Origin of the sequence: Pseudomonas sp. NPDC086278 (assembly GCF_050280905.1) — a bacterium.
Classification (GTDB): Bacteria; Pseudomonadota; Gammaproteobacteria; order Pseudomonadales; family Pseudomonadaceae; genus Aquipseudomonas.
This window is the reverse complement of the sequence record NZ_JBNNWE010000097.1, coordinates 1-23,008: the sequence shown is the minus strand read 5'-3', so window position 1 is coordinate 23,008 and position 23,008 is coordinate 1. Positions and strand designations below refer to the sequence as shown.

Genomic DNA, 23,008 nt, shown 5'->3' with positions numbered 1-23,008 from the left:
GGCGGGATCGGCAAGTCATCCTTGAGCGGATCCGGGCGCTTGCCCTTGCCGGCGCGGTACTGGCGAATCTGATAGACGTAAGCCAATACCTGGGCTGCTGGCCAAAGACGTCGACGGCATCCTGCAACGTCGCATGGACGAAGTCATCGACGGCGAGTACCAGAACTACAAAGCCAAAGACGGCGCGTTCGTCCGTGAACACTTCTTCAACTCGCCAGAACTCAAGGCGATGGTTGCCGATCTGTCCGACGACGAGATCTGGAAGCTCAACCGTGGCGGCCACGACCCGTACAAGGTCTACGCGGCGTACCACGAAGCGGTCAACCACAAGGAACAACCGACCGTCATCCTGGCCAAGACCATCAAGGGTTATGGCACCGGTGCCGGCGAAGCGAAGAACACCGCGCACAACACCAAAAAGGTTGATGTTGAAAGCCTGAAGCTGTTCCGCGATCGTTTCGACATTCCGGTGAAGGACGAAGAGCTGGAAAACCTGCCGTTCTTCAAGCCAGAGCCAAACAGCGCCGAAGCCCGCTACCTGAGCGAGCGCCGCACGGCACTCGGCGGTTTCGTGCCACAACGCCGCGCGCAAAGCTTCAACATCCCGACGCCGCCACTCGACACCCTCAAGGCCATCCTTGACGGCTCGGGCGACCGTGAGATTTCCACCACCATGGCCTTCGTGCGGATCCTGGCGCAACTGGTCAAGGACAAGGAAATCGGCTCGCGCATCGTTCCAATCATCCCGGACGAAGCCCGTACCTTCGGTATGGAAGGCATGTTCCGTCAGTTGGGCATCTACTCCTCCGTCGGCCAGCTCTACGAGCCAGTCGATAAAGACCAGGTGATGTTCTACAAGGAAGACAAGAAGGGCCAGATCCTCGAAGAAGGCATCAACGAAGCGGGCGCCATGAGCTCCTTCATCGCTGCCGGTACTTCGTACTCCAGCCACAACCAGCCAATGCTGCCGTTCTACATCTTCTACTCGATGTTCGGCTTCCAGCGTATCGGCGATCTGGCCTGGGCCGCTGGCGACAGCCGCACCCGTGGCTTCCTGATCGGCGGCACCGCCGGCCGCACCACGCTGAACGGCGAAGGCCTGCAACACGAAGACGGTCACAGCCACATCCTGGCTGGCACCATCCCGAACTGCCGCACCTTTGATCCAACCTACGGCTACGAGCTGGCGGTGATCATCCAGGACGGTATGAAGAAGATGACCGAAGAGCAGCAGGACGTTTTCTACTACATCACCGTGATGAACGAGTCCTACCAGCAGCCAGCCATGCCGGCCGGTGTCGAGGAAGGCATCATCAAGGGCATGTACCTGCTCGAAGAAGACACCCGCGAAGCGGCGCACCACGTTCAGCTGATGGGCTCCGGCACCATCCTGCGTGAAGTGCGTGAAGCGGCGAAGATTCTGCGTGAAGAGTTCAACATCGGCGCCGACGTCTGGAGCGTTACCAGCTTCAACGAACTGCGTCGCGATGGCCTGGCCGTCGAGCGCACCAACCGCCTGCACCCTGGCCAGAAGCCGAAACTGAGCTACGTCGAAGAGTGCCTGAACGGCCGTAAAGGTCCGGTCATTGCCTCTACCGACTACATGAAACTGTTCGCTGAGCAAATTCGTCAGTGGGTGCCGTCCAAGGAATTCAAAGTCCTGGGCACCGACGGTTTCGGCCGCAGCGACAGCCGCAAGAAACTGCGTCATTTCTTCGAAGTCGACCGTCATTTCGTGGTGTTGGCAGCCCTGGAAGCATTGGCTGACCGTGGTGACATCGAACCCAAGGTTGTGGCTGAAGCCATCACCAAGTTCGGTATCAACCCGGAAAAACTCAACCCACTGGACTGCTGAGGAGAGATTCTGTGAGCGAACTCATTCGCGTACCTGACATCGGCAGCGGTGAAGGTGAAGTAATTGAACTGTTTGTGAAGGTCGGCGACCGTGTCGAAGCCGACCAGAGCATTCTGACGCTGGAGTCGGACAAGGCGAGCATGGAAATTCCTGCGCCGAAGGCCGGTATCGTCAAAGCGATCAAAGTGAAGCTGGGCGATCGCCTGAAAGAAGGCGACGAACTGCTCGAGCTGGAAGTCGAAGGTGCCGCTGCTGCGGCCCCGGCGGCTGCCGCTGCACCGGCCGCCAAAGCAGAAGCTGCACCGGCGCCGGCACCTGCCGCCGCTGCTCCAGCCGCCGCGCCTGCTGCGGCCACCGCCCAGCAAGTGCACGTGCCGGACATCGGTTCGGCGGGCAAGGCCCAGATCATCGAGATCCAGGTCAAGGTCGGCGACACCGTCGAGGCTGATCAGTCGCTGATCACCCTGGAATCCGACAAGGCGAGCATGGAAATCCCCTCGCCCGCCGCTGGCGTGGTCGAAAGCATCAGCGTCAAGCTCAACGACGAAGTCGGCACCGGCGACCTGATCCTGGTCCTGAAAGTGGCGGGTGCTGCGGCCCCTGCCACGGCCGCGCCAGCCCAGGCCGCTGCGCCTGCTGCCGCTCCGACACCTGCCGCTGCGGCCCCGACTGCACCGGTTGCCGACAGCGTTCAGGACATTCACGTCCCGGACATCGGTTCGTCGGGCAAGGCCAAGATCATCGAAGTCCTGGTCAAGGCCGGCGACACCGTTGAAGCCGACCAGTCGCTGATCACCCTGGAGTCCGACAAGGCGAGCATGGAAATCCCATCGCCTGCCGCCGGCGTGGTGGAAAGCGTTTCCATCAAGCTGGACGACGAAGTCGGCACCGGCGACCTGATCCTGAAGCTCAAAGTCAAAGGCGCTGCGCCTGCTGCTGCCCCGGCGACCGCCGCTGCCGCTGCACCTGCCGCTGCTGCTCCAGCCGCCGCTGCGCCTGCTGCTCCGGCACCTGCCGCACCGGCTGCCGCACCGGCCAAGCCGGGTGCCAAGGTTCACGCTGGCCCGGCAGTACGCCAACTGGCCCGTGAGTTCGGCGTCGAGCTGAACGCCGTCGGCGCCAGCGGCCCGCACGGTCGCATCCTCAAGGAAGACGTGCAGGTTTACGTCAAAGCCATGATGCAGAAGGCCAAGGAAGCACCGGCCGCTGCCGCTGGCGCAACTGGCGGCGCGGGCATCCCGCCGATCCCGGCCGTGGACTTCAGCCGCTTCGGTGAAACCGAAGAAGTGCCGATGACTCGCCTGATGCAAATCGGCGCGTCGAGCCTGCATCGCAGCTGGCTGAACATTCCGCACGTGACTCAGTTCGATTCGGCTGATATCACCGAGCTGGAAGCGTTCCGTATCGCCCAGAAAGCCGTTGCAGAGAAGGCCGGCGTCAAGCTGACCATCCTGCCGCTGCTGCTCAAGTCCTGCGCGCACCTGCTCAAGGAGCTGCCGGACTTCAACAGTTCGCTGGCACCGAGCGGCAAGGCGATCATCCGCAAGAAGTACGTGAACATCGGCTTCGCGGTCGACACCCCTGAAGGCCTGCTGGTCCCGGTCATCAAGAACGTCGACCAGAAGAGCCTGTTGCAACTGGCAGCCGAAGCCGCCGCGCTGGCCGCCAAGGCCCGCGACAAGAAGCTCACCGCTGACGACATGCAAGGCGCCTGCTTCACCATTTCCAGCCTCGGCCACATTGGCGGCACCGGCTTCACGCCGATCGTCAACGCGCCGGAAGTGGCGATCCTCGGTGTTTCCAAGGCAACCATCCAGCCAGTCTGGGACGGCAAAGCCTTCCAGCCGAAACTGATGCTGCCGCTGTCGCTGTCCTACGATCACCGCGTGATCAACGGCGCTGCGGCTGCACGCTTCACCAAGCGTCTGAGCGATCTGCTGGCTGACATTCGCACCATTCTGCTGTAACACCGATAGGCCCTCCTTCATCGGAGGGCCCATCGCGTTCGACGATTTCCGAGCGCCACGCTCGTACCTCAACCCCGCCAATTTGGCGGGGCTTTTTTTGCCTCGAATAAAGCAACTTCCTACAGTTATGGCTGATATCGCCCACAACTCAGGTCTACTTCTGCCCGATATTTTCTAATCGACAGCAACTAGTCTTAGTTCAGCAGATTGTTCATTTAACCACTGCAAAACATCCTCGCTTAGTTAGCGTTAATTCGAATGGATTCGAACATGTTCAAACCCACGGTCGGCCCTGTTATTGGCCACACTACAACTAATCACGCGCGGATCTTCCTGCGTGGAGAAGCCCAGGGCACCGCCTTGGTATTTGCCGGTATTCGATACCGACGCCGGAGCGAAGTGCGCTGGTCTCAAGGCGTATTTGCACAATTGACACACTTGCGCGATATGTCCGATGTGATTTCGCTCAACGCACTGACCGCCGACACCGAGTACGAATACCAGGCCGGATGGTTCAGCCCGATGAGCCCGGTGCACACCGTTGAAACGGTTCAGGAACTGCCGCTGCAATGGCCCCGGGAGATTTATCGCTTGCGCACCCGGTCCGCCGAAGCCAGCGTGCCGCGGGCGTACATCGTCGGTTCATGCCGTTACCTGCGGCTGACGGCGGGCGTGGCAATCACACCAAAGGCCGGCGATCGGATTTTCGCCTCGATTGCCCAACTCGCCGAACAGGCAAAACCGCCGATCAGTGCGATGTTGATGACCGGCGATCAAATCTATGTCGATGACTTGAACGTTATTGCACCCGACCGTGACTTCAAGGAAATACTCGGCAAGTACCGCGCGGCATTTTCTCAACCCAATATAACCAGGCTAATGTCCTGCACACCGACTTACATGATTCTCGACGATCATGAAATAGAAGATAACTGGCCCGCCAACGCGAGCAAGTCAGACGCTTACTTATATAAGAACGCCATGGCCGCGTATGAGTTATATCAAGCCAGCCATAGCCCGGCGCACAACTTGCTCGGCAACGGGCAGATCGATAAGATACTCGAGCATTATTGGTATCAGTTCAGTGAAGGCGACATTGAATGGTTCGTCACTGACAGCCGGACCCGGCGCAACCTGTCGGCGGATGACCGACGCATCCTCGACGAAGAACAGGAACAGGCGCTGTGCTATTGGCTGATCCACAGCCCGGCCCGGGTCAAATTCGTGGTCACCAGCGTGATGTTCTACCCCGACCGCAAAACCCTTGGCGACGATGCCTGGAAAGCATTTCCGGAACAGCGCCTGCGCCTGCTGGAAACGATTCGCCTGCATCGGCTCAAGAACGTCATCTTCATTTCCGGCGATGTTCACGGCTCACTGACCAGTCGCCTGACCCACACCGAAGACCCGAAATTCGAGGTGCACACCCTCGTTTCGTCGCCGCTGTGCAACAGCAAACTGCTGCCGTATGCCAATGCGTCGACGTTCATTCTCGATCAGCCCTTGGCCGAAACGGGCGCAGGCGACTATCGACATGAACTGACCAGCGAGGTGATCAGCCAGGACAACTTTGCCCACATGGTGGTGCAGCGGGAGCGGATTCAGGTCAATTATCACGACCGCGATGGCACGCTTCTGCAATCGGTAGACATCCCGTTGCGCTAAGGCAATGAAGGCCAAATGCATTAGTTTTGAGCCCGCGCTGGAGAAATCTGCACGCCTGCCGACACATTCTTATAGCACTTGGCCTTCATGTCTCTTGTCAGTCAGTGTCGCAATGATGCAACCTTGCCGCAGATAACAGTAAAGAGGGCGAGAGCCCGGCGCGATCAGCACATTCGAAGCGAGTTTCCCTTAATGAAAAGCCAACCCGATGCCGCCAGCCGTATGGTGGCCGAGGTAGTGACGCAGTTGCCTGTGCCCTCGCGGCTCGGCATGCTGCGTTTCGAACGGCTGAATGAAGCTAGCTGGGCCTTACTGTTTCTTGATCCCAATTGCGAACGTGAGTTTGGCCTGCCGGCCGTCGAGTTGTGTGCGCTGGTCGACTCGCCCTACGCAAGCCTGATGGAACCCGAAGCCCGCTATCAACTGCACGACGCGATCCAGCAACAACTTAGCAACAGCCCGCATTACCTGATCCGCTACAACCTGCACACCGCCAAAGGCTCCTTGAACCTGCTCGAACTGGGCGAAGCCTACCGACAACACAATCGACACCTGCTGCGCGGCTACCTGATGGTGGTGGACGGTTTGTTCGAGGGTGGGCAAGTGCTGCCGACGCAGGACCTGGAAACCCAGAACTCGCGGCTGCAAATTGCCCTCGAACTCAATCAACGGGCCCAGCAGGAACAACTCCAGCACCTGGATCGGGTGCGCGCCCAGCAGGATTTGATCCTGCTGCTGACCCGCCAGCGCTACAGCACCAACAATTCCCTGCAAGAAGCCGCCGAGCTGATCACCCGCAGCGCCTGCGACATCTATGAAATCGACTGCGCCAGCCTGTGGAACCTCGAGGGATCGCTGTTGGTGCCGATTTCGGCCTATCACCGCGCCACCAGCAATTACCTGCTGCCGGAACCGATCGATGTCAGCGGTTTCCCTGACTACCTCGACGCCTTGCACAGCAGCCGGGCGATCGACGCCCACAACGCGATGCGCGACCCGCGTACCCGGCACATGGCCGAGAGCCTGCGCCCGCGCGACGTGAACGCGATGCTCGACGCCAGCATCCGCGTCGACGGCCAGGTGGTTGGCGTGCTCTGCCTGGAACAGACCGGCGTGACCCGCGCCTGGCAGTCGGATGAAATCGCCTTCGCCGGCGAGCTGGCCGATCAGTTCGCCCAGGTCATCAACAATCACAACCGCCGCACCGCCACCAGTGCCTTGCACTTGTTCCAGCGCGCAGTCGAGCAAAGCGCCAACGCCTTTTTGCTGGTCAATTGCGACGGCGTGGTCGAATACGTCAACCCGAGTTTCACCGCGATCACCCAGTACAGCCCCGAAGAAGTCCACGGCCAGCGGCTGTCGGAACTGCCGGCGCTGGAAAACCTCAGCGAGCTGCTGTTCGACGCGCCCTCGGCCCTGGCCAAAAGCAACAGCTGGCAGGGCGAATTCAAGAGCCGGCGTAAAAACCTCGAACCCTACTGGGGCCAGTTGTCGATTTCCAAGGTGTATGGCGACAACCGCGAGCTGACGCATTACATCGGCATTTACGAAGACATCACCCAGACCAAACTCGCCCAGCAGCGCATCGAGCGCCTGGCGTACACCGACAACTTGACCAACCTGGGCAACCGTCCGGCGTTCATCCGCAACCTCGACGAGCGTTTCGCCCGAGACACCGACACGCCCATCAGCCTGTTGCTGGTGGACATCGACAACTTCAAACGCATCAACGACAGCCTTGGCCACCAGACCGGTGACAAGCTGCTGATCAGCCTCGCCCGGCGCCTGCGCAACAGCCTGAGCCCCAGCGGCAGCCTGGCGCGGTTCGCCAGTAACGAATTCGCGGTGCTGCTGGACAACACCGACCTCGCGGTGGGCCAGCAGGTCGCCAACCAATTGCTGGCGACCCTCGACAAGCCGATGTTCGTCGATAACCAACTGATCAGCGTCACCGGTTCCGTGGGCCTCGCCTGCGCGCCGCTGCACGGCCGCGACCCGCAAACCCTGATGCGCAACGCCGGTCTGGCGCTGCACAAGGCCAAGGCCAACGGCAAACATCAGGTTCAGGTGTTCACCGAAGCGCTGAATGCCGAAGCCAGTTACAAACTGTTCGTCGAGAACAACCTGCGTCGCGCCCTGACCCAGAACGAGCTGGACGTGTTCTATCAGCCCAAGCTGTGCCTGCGCAGCGGCCGATTGCTGGGGATGGAAGCGCTGCTGCGCTGGAATCATCCGGAAAAAGGCATGATTCGCCCGGACCAGTTCATCAGCGTCGCCGAAGAAACCGGGTTGATCATTCCGATCGGCAAATGGATCGCGCGCCAGGCGTGTCGCATGAGCAAAGACCTGACTGCCGCCGGCCTCGGCAACCTGCAAGTGGCGATCAACCTGTCGCCCAAACAGTTCTCCGACCCGGACCTGGTGTCGTCCATCGCCAATATCCTCAAGGAAGAAGCGCTGCCGGCCAGCCTGCTGGAGCTGGAACTGACCGAAGGCCTGCTGCTGGAAGCCACCGAAGACACGCACTTGCAGCTCGATCAGCTCAAGCGCCTGGGCCTGACCCTGGCCATGGACGACTTCGGCACCGGCTACTCGTCGCTCAGTTACTTGAAAAAATTCCCGATCGACATCATCAAGATCGATCGTAGTTTCATCCACGAAATCCCCGACAACCAGGACGACATGGAAATCACCTCCGCCGTGATCGCCATGGCCCACAACCTGAAGCTCAAAGTCGTGGCCGAAGGCATCGAAACCGCCGAGCAGCTGGCGTTCCTGCGCCGCCACCGTTGCGACGTCGGCCAGGGCTACCTGTTCGACCGGCCGATCCCGGGCTCCGAGCTGATTGAAAAGCTCAGGCGCTACCCGCGCGGCCCGCTTGCCTGATACCACACCGCAACTCTCTGTGCCCCCCCCAAAATCCTTGTCGAAAACTGCCCCTGTGGGAGCGGGCTTGCTCGCGAAAGCGGTGTATCCGTGACGTGGATTCTGACTGACACGCCGCCTTCGCGAGCAAGCCCGCTCCCACAGGGGTAGTGCGCAACTGGAAATCATTGGGCACACTGGCGGTCTGACTACTTACACACTCTGACTGAGAGGACTGATCATGGTCTTGCGCTCGGAAATCCTGGTGAACAAAAACGTGCTCCCGACTAAAGAACAAGCTCTGCCTGGCCGCGAAACCCCGATGAACCTGCCGGAAAAACATTTCGTCCACGACTCCCCGCTACTGGGCCCTTTTGTTACCAACGTCGACTTTGCAATCTTCGGCCTGGGTTGCTTTTGGGGTGCGGAACGTCGCTTCTGGCAGCGCGAAGGTGTGGTCAGCACCGTGGTGGGTTACGCCGGCGGCTTTACACCAAACCCGACGTACGAAGAAGTCTGCTCAGGCCTGACCGGCCACAGCGAAGTGGTGCTCGTGGTCTACGAGCCGGAAAAAGTCAGCTACGACGAGCTGCTGAAAATGTTCTGGGAACTGCACAACCCGACTCAGGGCATGCGTCAGGGCAATGACATCGGCACCCAATACCGCTCGGTGATCTACGCGACCAACCCAGCACAACTGGCAGCCGCCAAACACAGCAAGGACGTGTTCCAGGCTGAACTGACCAAGGCCGGGAAAGGCGAAATCACGACTGAAATCGATGAAGCGCCAACGGTCTACTTCGCCGAGGCGTATCACCAGCAGTACCTGGCAAAAAACCCAGAAGGCTATTGCGGGATCGGCGGCACCGGCGTGACCTGCCCGATCTGATTTTTTGGGCCCAAAAAGCATCGCGGGCAAGCCGAATCGTCGCACCGCCGCTCCCACAGGGTTCGATGTCGATCACAGAGTTGTGGCCAGACACCGATCCAATGTGGAAGCGGCGGTGCGACGATTCGACTTGCCCGCGAATGCGTCCTCACAGACGCCATCAATGCATCTGACTAAAAATCAACTCTCAGCGATCAACCAATCCATCTGCCACCCGCCCTGGGTCTGCCCCAGTTTCTGGGACAACCACGGCAGCAGCTCACGCAATTCCTCTTCCAGCCCCCACGGCGGATTCGCAATCGCCAATCCCGAACCGTTGAGGCTGTTCGGCGTATCCAGCGGATGCACCAGCAATTCCACGCGCAACAACTTCGGCGCGCCTGAGCCAGCCAGATCCTGATAAAAACGACGCAGCAGGCGCTGGTCCTTCACCGGGTACCAGATCGCCGCCACTGTCTGGCGCATCCGGCCAATCGCCTCTTTCAGCGACGCCGCACAACGCTGCATCTCGTCCAGTTGCTCAAACGGCGGATCAATCAACATCACCGCGCGCTTCTCCTGCACCGGCAACATCGCACGCGGCACATGCCAGCCTTCGCCCAGATGCACCTTTACTCGACGATCACCGGCCATGTTGTCCTTGAGCAGCAAACCGTCCTCGGGGTGCTTTTCGTTGAGCATCACCCGATCCTGCGGCCGCGTCAGACGCCGCGCCAGCTCCGGCGACCCCGGGTAATAGCGCAACCGGCCATCCGGGTTCATGTCGCGCAACACCTTCATGTAATCGGCGGTCAGCGCTGGCAGATCCGGCTGATCCCACAACCGCGCGATCCCTTCCAGGTACTCCCCGGTACGGCTCGCCTGATCACCCTGCAAGTCATACAGACCAATACCGGCGTGAGTGTCGAGATAGGCAAACGGCTGCTCCTTGCGCGACATCAAGGCGATGAGGCGGGTCAAAGTCAGGTGTTTGAACACATCGGCGTGATTGCCGGCATGGAAGGCGTGACGATAATTCATGATTGCTCCTGCGAAGGCCGGGAAGTTTACCTTGTACGGCGGCCAACGTCAGGGCCTCACAGCCGAGCGGGCAATTGCTGCCCCAAACATCCCAGCCACCCACAAAACCCTGTGGTGAGGGGGCTTGTCGGAACGCTGCATCGCCCCGTTGGGCTGCGCAGCAGTCGCCAAACCATCCCAGCCATCCACAAAACCTTGTGGTGAGGGGGCTTGTCGGAACGCCGCATCGCCCCGTTGGGCTGCGCAGCAGCCCCAAAACATCCCAGCCATCCACAAAACCCTGTGGCGAGGGGGCTTGTCGGAACGCCGCATCGCCCCGTTGGGCTGCGCAGCAGCCCCAAAACATCCCAGCCATCCACAAAACCCTGTGGCGAGGAGGCTTGCCGGAACGCCGCATCGCCCCGTTCGACTGCGAAGCAGTCGCCAAACCAAGCACCGCGGTGTACCTGAAAAATCCGGTTTACAGGTTTTGGGGCTGCTCCGCAGCCCAACGGGGGCGAGCCCCCTCGCCACAAAAGCCCTTCGCCGTTACTCCGGCGACCGAGCCCGCAACCGCCGCCCAACCACATCCAACACATCACAGCCATCACGCAACGGAATGGCGCAGAGCAAGGCAAAGTCGCTGAGAATCATCGAATCGCACTCGATGGAACCGCGCATGGACAGGTTTTCAAGCACCTGGGTAACGGCGCGGATTCGATAGTTAGCGGCTTCATACAAAACGTCGAGCGGGGCGTGGGTGTCGACGAACAAGGTAGGCATTTCACAGCAGTTGCTGGTGAGCGCCATGTAGCGGTTTTCGGGGTGAGGAACTGGTTTTTCGTAGGGTGGATCGGGGTGAAGACTTTTCATTATTGAAACCTCTGGTAGTGAACGGTCGCTACCATCGGCCTTCCTACAGGCTTGGGTGGCAGCTATGCACGGGGTAGGAATATCGAGACCAGAGAACTCGACCACACCGAAGCGTGCCCGCGCACAGCCGCCGCAACTGATCTTACGGACGCACGTTGACGGCCGCAATTCAGGTGTCGACGCCGGAGCGTCCTCTCTAGTCTTGAAGGGTTCCTACACCCTGCCACTGAATTTTCAGTGACCACCAGAGACTATCGAGGGAATGCATTTCAAACCAGTTCATGGAAACCGATACGAGTTGAAGGAAACTTCCGACGAGTTTGCCCAGAAATTTCGCTCTGGTTCAGAGCTCCCATCTACCAAGTGGATTGGTCTTCAAGTCCAGCTTTGTGAAGATCATCTTTCCACTCCACAGTTGCCAATCGAAAAATATCTTCGAAAAAAGCTCTGGTGTTCTCCATCTCATCCCAACCACAAGGGAAAGACGTATATTCTTCAGGGTCATACGCCAGCAGCGATTGAAAATCATAATCTTTATCCTGGAGAGCCTCCTCCAAACTCTTATAAATAAAAAATTTGTGCCGGTATGACTTTCTTGTAGGCAAGCAGTATTTAAGTATTATCTCCTCTCTATCAGCCGGGTCATTAGGATCAAGCTTTTCAAGAGCCTCCCCTAGCGTTTCTTCACGGTCATAAATATCAACTCCCCCCAAAAAAAATGCGGGGGTCGGGAGGTATGGTTGCCCATCATCTGGATCAATAAACATTTCTCACCTATTTAATTGGATATAACGTAAACGGCACGCCAGTTACAGGATCGAATTTCATTTCAAATCCATCCATTTGAATCAATTTCGGGTTTTTTTCCGACTTTGGATTAGGTATATAACCCTCTCCCGCGCCAGGGAGTCTCATCCTCACAATATCGGCCTTCTGAGAATCCTTTCCCGTAAAACGTGTTAGCCCTTGCTCCGTCCGTGTTGTTCCAAGGTTGTAGGCTTTGAGCATGATTTCCCAACTATGAAATCTGGAGCTGGAATTACCTTTCTTATTCCGAGGTGTCTTACCCGTAATAGGGTTCGTACCATCAATTGCCCTTTGCATATGAGCCGCACGAGGAACTTCTGGGTCATGTTTTCCAACCATATGCATGCCTTGACTGTCGTTTAATCTCTTAACTTCTTTCTCGGCAAGCTCCGCAGCACTTAACTTAGGTTTCGGTAACTCGGGCTCACCCTCATCAACCCTAGCGCCAGTCGTATCATCCGGCGCCCCACACCCAGGCTTATTCGGTGGCGGGCAATTCCCGCTCAACCCCAACGGATCAACCCACCCCGTCGGATTCGGCGTGTACTGGTACTGATTCAGCCCACCCGCCAACTTGATCGGGTCTGGCGTCAGGTACCGGCCAATGTCCGGATCATAGTACCGATGCCGGTTGTAGTGCAGACCGCTCTCGGCGTCAAAGTACTGCCCTTGAAAGCGTAGCGGTTGCTCAAGTTGCTCGCCGCCGCCGAACGCCGAACGCGTGACTTTGCCGTAGGCGTTGTACTTCGCCGACCAGACAATTTCGCCACCAAAATCGGTCAGTTCCTGCGGCGTACCCAGGTGGTCGAGTTGGTAGTAGAACGGGCAGGCCTTGCGTGGGCCTTTGCCGTCGAGCATCGCGAGCGGGCGGAAGGTGCCGGGTTCATAGACATAGCTGCGGTAGTGTTCGCGGCTGCTTTCGGCGACGAGGTGGTCGCCATGCCAAAAGAACTCGGTGGTTTTGCCGTCGACGGTTTTGGCGATACGGCGGCCGAAGGCGTCGTAGCGATAATTCGTACAGCTTCCATCGGGCAACGTAACGACCACCAACCGATGCTGGCAGTCGTAGCGGTATTCGGTGACGAGCTTTTGTGCGGTGCCGCGACGTTCCCGAACCAGATTGCCAAAAGCGTCGTAGTCGTAATGCCGGTCGCCCTGCATTAACAGGCGATTGCCTTTAACGCTCGCTACACCCGGGCGATCCTGCATCAGCAAGTTGCCCGCCGGGTCGTGGGCGAAACTTTCCGGTGGCTCGTCGCGGGTATGACGGACGCGGGTCAGGCGGTTGAGGGCGTCGTACACATAGCTGCGCTGGCCGTGGCGAGTGTCGGCAATGCTGTCGAGATTGCCGTTGGCACTGTAGGCATAATCGCGGCGATACAGCGGTTGTTGCTGTTGGCTGACGGCGTGGGCTTTCAGGCGTCCTTGGTCGTCGTAGGCATATTCGCTGAGCAGCAGACCTTGTTGGCGTTGTTGCTCACGACCGAATTGAAACTGATGGACGGTGAGCCGCGCGCCGTTGAGGTCGATGGCGGTGAGTGCGCCGCCCTTGGCGTGGTGGTAATCGAGTTTGCTGCCGTCAGGCAGGCGCAGGCGATTGAGTTGGCCGCAGGCGTCATACCCGTAGCGCAAAGTGCCCCAGCCCTGGTGTTCGGTGATGAGGCGGTCTTGCCGGTCGTATTCGAATTCCAGCGTTTGGTCGTGGCCGTCGTCGACGCCGATCAGCCGGCCGAGGCTGTCGTAGCGGTATTCGACCTTGATCCCGTCGGGCAGTGTTTTGACCAATAGCCGCCCGGCCGAATCCCGTTCGTAACCGGTGATCAACTTCGAGCCGTCATCGCCGAACTCGGTCTTCTCCAGCAGATGGCCGTTAAGGTCGTAGGCATAGGCGGTACGTTGCCCGTCGAAGCCGGTTTCCTGTCGGATCAATCCGCTGTGCGTGTAGTCCAGCTGATATTTTTCGCCGGATTCGTTTTCGATTTCCGTGAGCAGAAGCTGCGCGTTGTCGTAGCGATAGTTGAGCTGCGTGCCATCGGGATTGATTCGACGGCTGACCAGATGCAAATCGTCGGCGTATTCGTAGCAGGTGATGCGGCCAAGTTCGTCCTGTTCAGCGGTGATCCGGCCATAGGCGTTGTAGCTGAAGGCGCGGGTGGCGCCGGTAGGAAGTGTCGTCTGGATCAGCCGACCAACAGCATCCCAGCGGTAGCGCGTAACAGCGCCATGTTCGTCCTGGCTGGTAGCCCGACGACCCAGTAAATCGTAGGAAAACTTCCGTTGACCGCCATCGGGCAAAGTCTCTTCGACCAGTTGCCCCAAGCCGTTCCAGACGAACACATGCCGACTGACATCTGGATAACGGATCGACTGCAACCGCCCCTGCGCGTCGTAGTGGTAATGGGTGATCTGCCCGTCCGGGTCGACGGCTTCAGTCACGTCACCTTGGGTATTGCGCTGATACTTCCAGACCGCTTCGCCGCGATACCGCGCATGCAGGAAACCGTTGCGATACTCGTAGGCCGTTGGCTCGTCTTGCGGCGGAATCAACGCCACCAGGCGTCCGACTTCGTCGTAGCGGTATTCGGTGACAGCGCCAAGCGCGTCCTGCTCGGCAAGCAGCCGCCCGCTGGCGTCGTAGGCCTTGAGGTGTTCGCCACCGTCGAGTTCGACCTTGCGCACCAACCGCGCCCGGTCGTCGTGAGCGTAAACCTCTTTGCTACCGTCGATGTTCTGGACGGTGACACTGCCCTCGTCGTCCCAGACGTAACGCGCGTCCATTTGCGAAAACGACGCCCAATGTCGGACGCATCGTGCAGCCTTTCCGAACCTTTCCCACTCCCAAAAGAAACTCGCCCCACCGGTGAGTTGCCGCTGGAGGATGACGTGTTGGTCGTCGTAGTCGTAGCGCTCACGTTCGCCGCAGGCATTGATGGCTGCGATCAGTTGAGCGCGTTCGTCGTAGTCATAGCTGACCAGCGTCTGCTCGGTGTGCCAGGCCTCGGTGAGGGTCGGGGCCGGGCGAAAAACCTGGTAATCGACCGCGATCAAATGAACGCGTTCATAGCGCAACAGCAAGGCGCGACCGGCGCCGTTGTCGAGGCGCTGGATGCGGCCCTGGCGGTCGCGGGTGATGCGCAGACGGTTGTCGTATCCGTCGCTGATCGCTGTCAGAAAGCCGCTATTGAAGTGGTAGAAACGGGCGGCGTCGCCAGCCTGGGCGAGGATTAGTTCTTCGGGGCCATCGCCCAGATAAATCGCGGCGCGTGAGAGGCTGTTGTGGATCGCCGGGCGTGCGCTATTCGGTAGCGGGAAGGCGGTGCGGCGGTTTTCGTGGTCGATCCAGATGACCGTGTCGCCGTCGACTTCCAGTCGATGGGATAACGAATGGCTCCAGCCAAAACCGAGGCCGCAGTCGATGTCGGCGGCGCTGGTGCGGTAGAGCCGGGTGAAGTCGAACGGCAGGATTCCGTCCAGCGAACCGTCGGTGAGCGTCAGCAATTCTTCGCCGGTGACCATCGACACCGGGCAGTTGTTGGTGGCGGTTTTATCGACCGAATCGGCGGCGTCGCCGTTGGGGTTTTTTGCCTGATTCGAGACGTCGTCGTGGTGTTCGTTTTGCTTGAGCGTGGTGTTGCGTCTGGCGTCCCAGCGCAGTTGCATCCGGCCTTTTTTCAGGCCCGCCGCAACGCCGCGCACGGCAACTTTTTTGTAGCGGTCGACGTAGGTAGTGAAGCTATTGACGATGTTGAAAATCGCTTTGACAAAACCCGTCACCGCGTCGAAGATCCGGGCGCCGTAATGGGCAAGGCGCATCCCTAAATAGGCAATGCCCGCACCTGCACCCGCAAAAGTCAGCACGACGCCGATCAGAATGTCGATCAGTAATTGCACGACTCCCTTTGAAATCGCTTCGGCGGTTTTGCCGGCGATTTCGCTGGGTGGCAGCATCTCCAGCCAGAGGCTGGCAGTGCGCAGCAGCAGGCAGAGGGCTGCCTCATCACTGGCCAGCAGTTGGAGCTTTTCCATCGTTGCCGGAAATCGTTCGGCGAGTTCGGCCAGTTCCGCAGCACCGCTACCCAGGCGGCCAACGAATTGGCGGGGATCCTGGAGAATGTCCGAAAGCAAGCTGATGCTGTCCCACACACCGACAACCGCGGCCCAACTTCCCGCGAGCATTCCGTTACCCGCGGCGGCAAAAGTCGACTGCGACCACTGCGGCTTGAAACCCTCCCACGCCTTGCGCAGCCAACCTTCCAGCTCTGAAGTCAGGCCGGTGTAGGAGGAGAAAAGATCGTCGATCTGCGCCGGGGTCACTTCACTCTGAACATGAACGCGGTAGAACTTGCCGGGTGTGCCTTTGAACTGTCCCTGACCGTTTTCATCAAGCTCGACCGCTGTGCTTGCGCCGCCATCAATGGCAATCACATCAACCGAAATATTGCCCAGCGCAATGTCATAGACCGACTCGAACTTGCTCTCGATTTCCAGAATTCCGTTGCCGGGACACTGCGCCACAATGGCGAGAAAGTCGTCATCACCACTGCTCACAACTGTCGTGGTGTTACCCAGTTTGATAAGCCGCTCCATGCCCATCAACGACGGCAGATCCATGGCGTGGCTGGCCTGGTCCGCCGCTTGGCCGTACCAACTTTTCAGTTGTTCGCGGTAAAGCGTCAGGGTGTCCGGGAAACTGTCGAGTTCCTGCTCGATGCCTACAATCGGGCCCATCAGCTCAGCTCCGCCATCAGGTAGTCGATCAACGCTTGTCTCGGTGCCTGGGGCAGGTCCGGCGCCTCAAGAAAGTCCGCGACCTTGCGCTGCAATACGCTCTCGGAAAATCCTTCGAACAGGTCCGGACGGTCCTCGCTCAGCCACTTCAGAAGGTTGTTGATTCGGGTGTCGGCGGACTGCGCGGCGAGCTCTTTCAACAGCGCCTCGGGGACTTGCCACCACGGAAAAACCTCGACGCTCTTCAGCGCGCGTCCACCGATGTCGAGCGGCTGGCCATTGATCAGGCAACGACCGATTACCGGCAGCAATTGCGCGCAATCGACCGCGACGGATTGCAGAATCGGCAGCAGATAGCGCCCATCCCAGAAGCGAAAAAACACCGTGTCGCCATTGGGCAGCAAGGCTTGCGTGAGGCTTCGGAAATGCTCGACCAGCGCGTCATGGCCCGCTGACGAAACCGCCAACCAGCCCCAATCCTGAGACTCAGTGCGGGCAACCCACTCAAGGAACTCGGCATCTGCGGCGACGATTCCCACAAAGGGCATCACCGGTTCCCACTCGGCATAAATCGTATCCGCCCAGATCGGGCTCGGGGCTTGACTGCTGATCGACTGCCGCCAGGCTTTGAACGGTTCGGCGGAACTGGCATTGCTGAAGATCGCAAAGAGCTGTTCCGAAGGTTTCAGCGGCTGCTGCTCCAGCCAGTCGTGAGGTGACACGCGATCAGGCTGCACAGACACCCTCCTTGCAACGCTCACATTCCTCACAAAACGGCGCATCGCTTTTCAGGCTCAAAATCTGCGCCGCACTGAGCATCGCCGCCGGCGCTGCGACAAGTTTCAGCGGCACCTGCGGCGAGTTCGCCAGAGCCGCCATGGCCGCCATCGGTGCACCACCGACCTGAATCGGCACACTGCTGAAAATCCCGCCCGGCCCAATATTGATCCACTGCCCGCCGGCCTGAATCGTCGCGCTGGCGCCGCCGTCGATCACCACTTGCTGGCCGGCAGTGACGTGGAATTGCTGACTGGCGTTGAGGGCCTGGCTGTTCACCCGGATGTGCCGGTCGCCGGTCACCAGCAGGTGATCGTCCTGCCTGATTTCGGTCTGGCGCTGACCATGGGTGATGCGTTGCTCGTCGGCCTTCAATTCGTGGCGGGCGGTGCCGGTGACGACGATGCTGCGCTGGTTTTCGACCTGAACCTGCTGATCATTCAGTACGTGCTGAGTCCAGTTTCGCTGGGCGCGCAGGTAGATTTCCTCGGCGCCTTTGCGATCTTCGATGCGCAACTCGTTGTAACCGCCGCCACCGGGACTGCTGTGGCTGCGGAAAATGCTGCGGGTCTTGTCGGCGGGCAGGTCGAGCGGAACGGGAGTCGCCGCGTTGGGCAGGCAGCCCATCACCAGCGGTTTGTCGGCATCGGCGTCGATGAACCCGACCAGCACCTCCATGCCGACGCGCGGAATCAGCACGCTGCCGTATCGGTCGTGTGCCCACCCGGTGGCGACGCGCAACCAGCAACTGGAATGCTCGTTGAGTTGACCGTCGCGGTCCCAGGCCAGTTGGACCTTGACCCGACCGTACTCGTCGCAATGAATTTCGCTGTCGCTGGGCCCGGTGACTACGGCCGGTTGATAGCCAAGCGCGCGCGGTTTGTCCGGCCCCAGCGGTGGGCGAAACGAAACATCCCACGGCGTCGCCAGAAAAGTATTGCGATAACCCTGGAAATCATCCGGGCCGTCGCTGGTCGCGGACTCTTCCAGCACCTGTGGCTGGCGGCCACGGTGTTCGATTTCGGTGATTAGCCACAAATCATTCCATGCCTGACGCGGGTGCTCGGCCAGTTGCAAGAAATGACCGCTGACCAGGGCAGGCTCATCGCCCCGACCCTCGGCCTGGCGGAAGTCCGCGTTGTGGCGTTCAAGTGCGCGCCGGGTCAACTGCTTGCCGTGTTCGCGATCAGTGAAATGGCCGGGGAAGTGGTAATCCTCCAGCACCGGTCGCTGTTCGTTGTCGAGGCTGCTTTGAAGTGGCAGGCGTGGTTTCTGGAAGTCGTAGTCGCGACGAGTCACGGCGGTGGTGCGGGTTTCCACACGCACGTTAAAGCGTTTGATGGCCGGCGCATCGGCCGCCATTCCGCTGCCCGGCAGGTACAGCGTCGACTCCGGCAGACGCGGGAAAACCGTCTGGTCGTCGCCGAACACCAGCAGATGCCCGTCGGCGCTGTGCTGGAAGTGGTAATGAATGCCGATTTCCGCGCACAGCCGCTGGATAAACGCCAGGTCGCTTTCGGCGTATTGCACGCAATATTCCCGCTCGGGGTAGTCGCTGCCGAGTTGAAATTGAAAGGCATCGCGCTGGATGCCGTGATCCTTGAGCACCTGCGCAATGATCGCCGGCACGCTTTGATGCTGGAAAATCCGCTGATTGATGCGCTGACCGAGGTACGCCAGGCGCGGTACGAGGCTGATCTGGTAACCCGTCAGACGTTTTCCCGAGTCGCGCTGACCGGCGCGAAAAATCTGACCGTGGATGCCATGACCTTGTGCATCGAAACTCAGGAATGCCTGACGGTGCAGCAGGCTCTCGAGCTCGATATCTGCTCGATCGCTGACCAGCTCCAGGTCGAAGCGATAGGGTTGGCTGATGGCTTCCGTGCCCGTGAACTCAAGGACCTTGAGCTCATTCTGGACACCGTCGATCGTCAACGTGAAGCGCGGTTGATTGGCAGGAGCGAACATCCGATGTGTCTCTGCAGAATGAAGGCGGGCGATTCTGCATGAGCGACAAGCGACGTTGCGGGAGGGACAGGAAAATCAGATTCGGCCTACTTTTTTACGGATTTATCCTTCAAGAATTGGGGCATTAGGCTACAGACATTTCCGTCAGAACCACCGCCGAACCCTGTGGGAGCGGGCTTGCTCGCGAAGGCGGAGTGTCAGTCGACAGTGCTGGCGCATGGCACTGCGCCTTCGCGAGCAAGCCCGCTCCCACAGGGAGTACTCAGTGTTTCGGAATTTGCGTAAGCCAAAAAAACGGCCCGCCTCCATAAGGAAGCGGGCCGTTTTCATGTTCCGGGAAAGATCAGAGCCTCAGCTCATCCCGATCATTTGTTCAGGCGGAAATCTGCCTCGGCAGCAGCGAAGCGCTGGAGCATGCCTTTAGTCGGCTCACCCATCTTGCTGACAAAGTAGATCGCCAGGCTGGCGAAGATGAAGCCCGGGATAATTTCGTACAGGCCGAGCAACTCGAAATGCTTCCAGACGATCACGGTTATCGCGCCGACCAGGATGCCGGCCAGTGCGCCGTCGCGGGTCATACCTTTCCAGATCACCGAGATCAGCACCACCGGACCAAAAGCAGCACCGAAACCGGCCCAGGCGTAGCTGACCAGACCCAGGACGCGGTTTTCCGGGTTGGCGGCCATCGCGATGGCGATCAGGGCAACCAGCAGCACCATGGCGCGGCCAACCCAGACCAGCTCAAGCTGGGACGCGGATTTACGCAGGAAGGTTTTGTAGAAGTCTTCGGTCAGGGCGCTCGAACACACCAGCAACTGGCAGCTCAAGGTGCTCATCACCGCCGCCAGGATCGCTGACAACAGCACACCGGCAATCCACGGGTTGAACAGGATTTTCGCCAGCTCGATGAATACACGCTCATGGTTTTCGGTCACAGGACCGGCCATTTCAGGGTTCGCCGAGAAGTAGGCGATGCCGAAAAAGCCTACAGCCACGGTGCCGCCCAGGCACAGGATCATCCAGGTCATGGAGATGCGGCGGGCGTTGGCGATCGACTTGACCGAATCCGCCGCCATGAAACGCGCGAGGATGTGCGGCTGGCCGAAGTAACCAAGGCCCCAGCCCAGCAGCGAAATCACGCCGATGAAGGTGGTGTTCTTGAGCATGTCGAAGTTGCTGGGGTCTTGTGCTTCGATGGCCAGGAACGTGGTGTCAACGCCACCGGTGGCCAGCAGGACGATGATCGGCGTCAGCAACAGGGCGAAGATCATCAGCGTGGCTTGTACGGTGTCGGTCCAGCTCACGGCCAGGAAACCGCCGATGAAGGTGTAGGCAATCGTCGCCGCCGCACCGGCCCACAGCGCTGTCTCGTAGGACATACCGAAGGTGCTTTCGAACAGACGGGCACCGGCCACGATGCCGGAAGCGCAGTAGATGGTGAAGAACACCAGGATCACCACCGCAGAGATGATCCGCAGCAGGCCGCTTTTGTCTTCGAAACGGCTGGAGAAGTAATCCGGCAGGGTCAGCGCATCGCCGTTGTGCTCGGTCTGCACGCGCAGACGGCCGGCCACGAACAACCAGTTCAGGTAAGCACCGACGATCAGGCCGATGGCAATCCAGCTTTCGGACAGACCGGACATGTAAATGGCGCCCGGCAGCCCCATCAACAACCAGCCGCTCATGTCGGAGGCACCGGCGGACAATGCAGTCACGACGCTGCCCAGGCTGCGGCCACCCAGAATGTAATCGGAAAGGTTGTTGGTGGAGCGATAGGCCATCAAGCCGATCAGCACCATGGCTGCGATGTAGATCACGAACGTGATCAGTGTTGGATTGCTCATGCTCATTCGAGTGTTGCCCTGGCTTTGTTTTTATGTAGCGGCAGACGCTTCCGCCCGCGCATTTATGACTGACGTTTCCCCAGGAAAGCCATCAGCCGGTGCACCCGGTTTCTGCCGGGTTGCACCTTTGGCGCGAATGCTATTCAACAAAGCAAATAAGGTGCAACCTCTTTCTTGAGAATTAGTTGCACCTAACATCAATTCCGGATAAAGGCCATTTATGCTCTCTTTTAGCGCAGAAAAAGTTGTTACAGGACGTAAACGCACCAACTAGACGCCCCATTCACACCGGAATTTATTTCCTGACAAGCTGCTTATTATTCCGACAAAAAAAGGGTTGCACCCGGTTGCACCTCTGCGGTTGCCCAGCTAACCTTGCCGCCAGCTGATGCCACGCGGTCGTGGCAAACATGAGGATAAAAAAATGGCTACCACCACCCTTGGGGTCAAACTTGACGATCCGACCCGCGAGCGCCTCAAGGCCGCCGCGACTTCGATTGATCGCACGCCGCACTGGCTGATCAAGCAGGCAATTTTCAATTACCTGGAAAAACTCGAAGGTGGTGCAACCCTGACCGAGCTGAGCGGCTTGACCAAGGATGCCGACGACGCCGTCGATGCGCCTGTGGATCACGCTCACCAGTGCTTCCTCGAATTCGCCGAAAGCATCCTGCCGCAATCAGTGCTGCGCGCGTCCATCACCGCCGCTTACCGCCGCCCTGAGCCGGAAGTGGTGCCGATGCTGATCGAGCAGGCGCGCCTGCCGGCCGCAATGGCCGAAGCGACCAACAAGCTCGCGTCGTCGATTGCCGAAAAACTGCGCAATCAGAAAAGTGCCGGTGGCCGTGCCGGGATTGTTCAGGGCCTGTTGCAGGAATTTTCCCTGTCATCCCAAGAAGGCGTGGCGCTGATGTGCCTGGCCGAAGCGCTGCTGCGCATCCCGGACAAAGGCACTCGCGACGCCCTGATTCGCGACAAGATCAGCACCGGCAACTGGCACCCGCACTTGGGCAACAGCCCGTCGCTGTTCGTCAACGCCGCCACTTGGGGCTTGCTGCTGACCGGCAAACTGGTTGCCACCCATAACGAAACCGGCCTGACCTCGTCCCTGAGCCGCATCATCGGCAAGAGCGGCGAGCCGATGATCCGCAAGGGCGTCGACATGGCCATGCGCCTGATGGGCGAGCAGTTCGTCACCGGCGAAACCATCGCCGAAGCCTTGGCCAATGCGAGCAAGTTCGAAGCCAAGGGCTTCCGCTATTCCTACGACATGCTGGGTGAAGCCGCACTCACCGAGCACGACGCCCAGAAGTACCTGGCCTCGTACGAACAAGCCATTCACTCGATCGGCAAAGCCTCCCACGGTCGTGGGATTTATGAAGGTCCGGGCATTTCCATCAAGCTTTCGGCGCTGCACCCGCGTTACAGCCGTGCGCAGTACGAGCGTGTGATGGACGAGTTGTACCCGCGCCTGTTGTCGCTGACCCTGCTGGCCAAGCAATACGACATCGGCTTGAACATCGACGCCGAAGAAGCCGACCGCCTCGAGCTGTCGCTGGATCTGCTCGAACGCCTGTGCTTCGAGCCGCAACTGACCGGCTGGAACGGCATCGGTTTCGTGATCCAGGCTTATCAGAAGCGCTGCCCGTACGTGATCGACTACGTGATCGACCTCGCGCGCCGCAGCCGTCATCGCCTGATGATCCGCCTGGTGAAAGGCGCGTACTGGGACAGCGAAATCAAACGCAGAGATGCTCCAGCAATTGTGAAT

General features: G+C 59.4%; 12 protein-coding genes and 2 pseudogenes. 6 read left to right on the top strand and 8 right to left on the bottom strand.

Annotation, left to right across the window (positions count from 1 at the left end):
• A pseudogene (locus tag ACQKP4_RS23695) lies at positions 1-95 on the bottom strand (hypothetical protein); the annotation flags it as partial.
• Between ACQKP4_RS23695 and aceE the strand changes: the two are divergent.
• From aceE to msrA, 5 genes and pseudogenes are all read left to right on the top strand, one after another.
• Positions 95-1,855: pseudogene (aceE, locus tag ACQKP4_RS23690) on the top strand (pyruvate dehydrogenase (acetyl-transferring), homodimeric type); the annotation flags it as partial. The pseudogenes ACQKP4_RS23695 and aceE overlap by 1 nt on opposite strands.
• 11 nt (positions 1,856-1,866) lie before the next feature.
• Positions 1,867-3,822, top strand: coding sequence for a dihydrolipoyllysine-residue acetyltransferase (gene aceF / locus ACQKP4_RS23685; protein ID WP_427636108.1), 1,956 nt, complete (start codon positions 1,867-1,869; stop codon positions 3,820-3,822).
• A gap of 270 nt (positions 3,823-4,092) precedes the next feature.
• The gene (locus ACQKP4_RS23680) at positions 4,093-5,487 is read left to right on the top strand and encodes an alkaline phosphatase D family protein (RefSeq protein ID WP_427636106.1); all 1,395 of its coding nucleotides are present in this window, start codon (positions 4,093-4,095) and stop codon (positions 5,485-5,487) included.
• A 192-nt stretch (positions 5,488-5,679) separates the two neighbouring features.
• On the top strand, positions 5,680-8,373 hold the full coding sequence (locus ACQKP4_RS23675) for a putative bifunctional diguanylate cyclase/phosphodiesterase (protein ID WP_427636104.1): 2,694 nt from the start codon (positions 5,680-5,682) through the stop codon (positions 8,371-8,373).
• A gap of 220 nt (positions 8,374-8,593) precedes the next feature.
• Positions 8,594-9,241, top strand: coding sequence for a peptide-methionine (S)-S-oxide reductase MsrA (msrA, locus tag ACQKP4_RS23670; protein WP_427636102.1), 648 nt, complete (start codon positions 8,594-8,596; stop codon positions 9,239-9,241).
• A gap of 180 nt (positions 9,242-9,421) precedes the next feature.
• On the opposite strand, the gene ACQKP4_RS23665 is transcribed toward msrA, so the two are convergent.
• The 7 genes from ACQKP4_RS23665 to putP form a co-directional block, all read right to left on the bottom strand.
• Entirely contained in the window at positions 9,422-10,261 is an 840-nt protein-coding gene (locus ACQKP4_RS23665; RefSeq protein ID WP_427636100.1) for a 23S rRNA (adenine(2030)-N(6))-methyltransferase RlmJ, read from the bottom strand.
• 528 nt (positions 10,262-10,789) lie between these two features.
• Positions 10,790-11,113: a hypothetical protein gene (locus ACQKP4_RS23660; RefSeq protein ID WP_427636099.1), complete on the bottom strand. Its 324-nt coding sequence runs from the start codon at positions 11,111-11,113 to the stop codon at positions 10,790-10,792.
• 356 nt (positions 11,114-11,469) lie between these two features.
• Positions 11,470-11,880 carry a hypothetical protein gene (locus ACQKP4_RS23655; protein ID WP_427636097.1) on the bottom strand — a complete coding sequence of 137 codons (411 nt, stop codon included), beginning with the start codon at positions 11,878-11,880 and terminating at the stop codon, positions 11,470-11,472.
• Positions 11,881-11,887: 7 nt separating this feature from the next.
• Positions 11,888-16,648, bottom strand: a complete 4,761-nt coding sequence (locus tag ACQKP4_RS23650; RefSeq protein WP_427636096.1) for an RHS repeat-associated core domain-containing protein — start codon at positions 16,646-16,648, stop codon at positions 11,888-11,890.
• Positions 16,648-17,385, bottom strand: a complete 738-nt coding sequence (locus ACQKP4_RS23645) for a DUF4123 domain-containing protein (RefSeq protein ID WP_427636094.1) — start codon at positions 17,383-17,385, stop codon at positions 16,648-16,650. Before ACQKP4_RS23645 ends, ACQKP4_RS23650 begins: the two co-directional genes overlap by 1 nt.
• Positions 17,375-19,393, bottom strand: coding sequence for a type VI secretion system tip protein VgrG (locus ACQKP4_RS23640; protein ID WP_427636092.1), 2,019 nt, complete (start codon positions 19,391-19,393; stop codon positions 17,375-17,377). The genes ACQKP4_RS23645 and ACQKP4_RS23640 overlap by 11 nt, the downstream gene beginning before the upstream one ends.
• A gap of 365 nt (positions 19,394-19,758) precedes the next feature.
• A complete protein-coding gene (gene putP, locus ACQKP4_RS23635) occupies positions 19,759-21,243 on the bottom strand; it encodes a sodium/proline symporter PutP (protein ID WP_427636090.1) in 1,485 nt (494 codons plus the stop codon).
• 418 nt (positions 21,244-21,661) lie between these two features.
• Here putP and ACQKP4_RS23630 point away from each other — a divergent pair.
• On the top strand, positions 21,662-23,008 hold a 1,347-nt coding region (locus ACQKP4_RS23630), incomplete at its 3' end, for a proline dehydrogenase family protein (RefSeq protein WP_427636089.1).

Coding starts and splice junctions, on each gene's coding strand:
- ACQKP4_RS23660 (WP_427636099.1), bottom strand. CDS start 11,113: ATGAAAAGTCTTCACCCCGATCCACCCTACGAAAAACCAGTTCCTCAC.
- msrA (WP_427636102.1), top strand. CDS start 8,594: ATGGTCTTGCGCTCGGAAATCCTGGTGAACAAAAACGTGCTCCCGACT.
- ACQKP4_RS23640 (WP_427636092.1), bottom strand. CDS start 19,393: ATGTTCGCTCCTGCCAATCAACCGCGCTTCACGTTGACGATCGACGGT.
- ACQKP4_RS23680 (WP_427636106.1), top strand. CDS start 4,093: ATGTTCAAACCCACGGTCGGCCCTGTTATTGGCCACACTACAACTAAT.
- ACQKP4_RS23665 (WP_427636100.1), bottom strand. CDS start 10,261: ATGAATTATCGTCACGCCTTCCATGCCGGCAATCACGCCGATGTGTTC.
- ACQKP4_RS23675 (WP_427636104.1), top strand. CDS start 5,680: ATGAAAAGCCAACCCGATGCCGCCAGCCGTATGGTGGCCGAGGTAGTG.
- putP (WP_427636090.1), bottom strand. CDS start 21,243: ATGAGCATGAGCAATCCAACACTGATCACGTTCGTGATCTACATCGCA.
- ACQKP4_RS23655 (WP_427636097.1), bottom strand. CDS start 11,880: ATGTTTATTGATCCAGATGATGGGCAACCATACCTCCCGACCCCCGCA.
- ACQKP4_RS23650 (WP_427636096.1), bottom strand. CDS start 16,648: ATGGGCCCGATTGTAGGCATCGAGCAGGAACTCGACAGTTTCCCGGAC.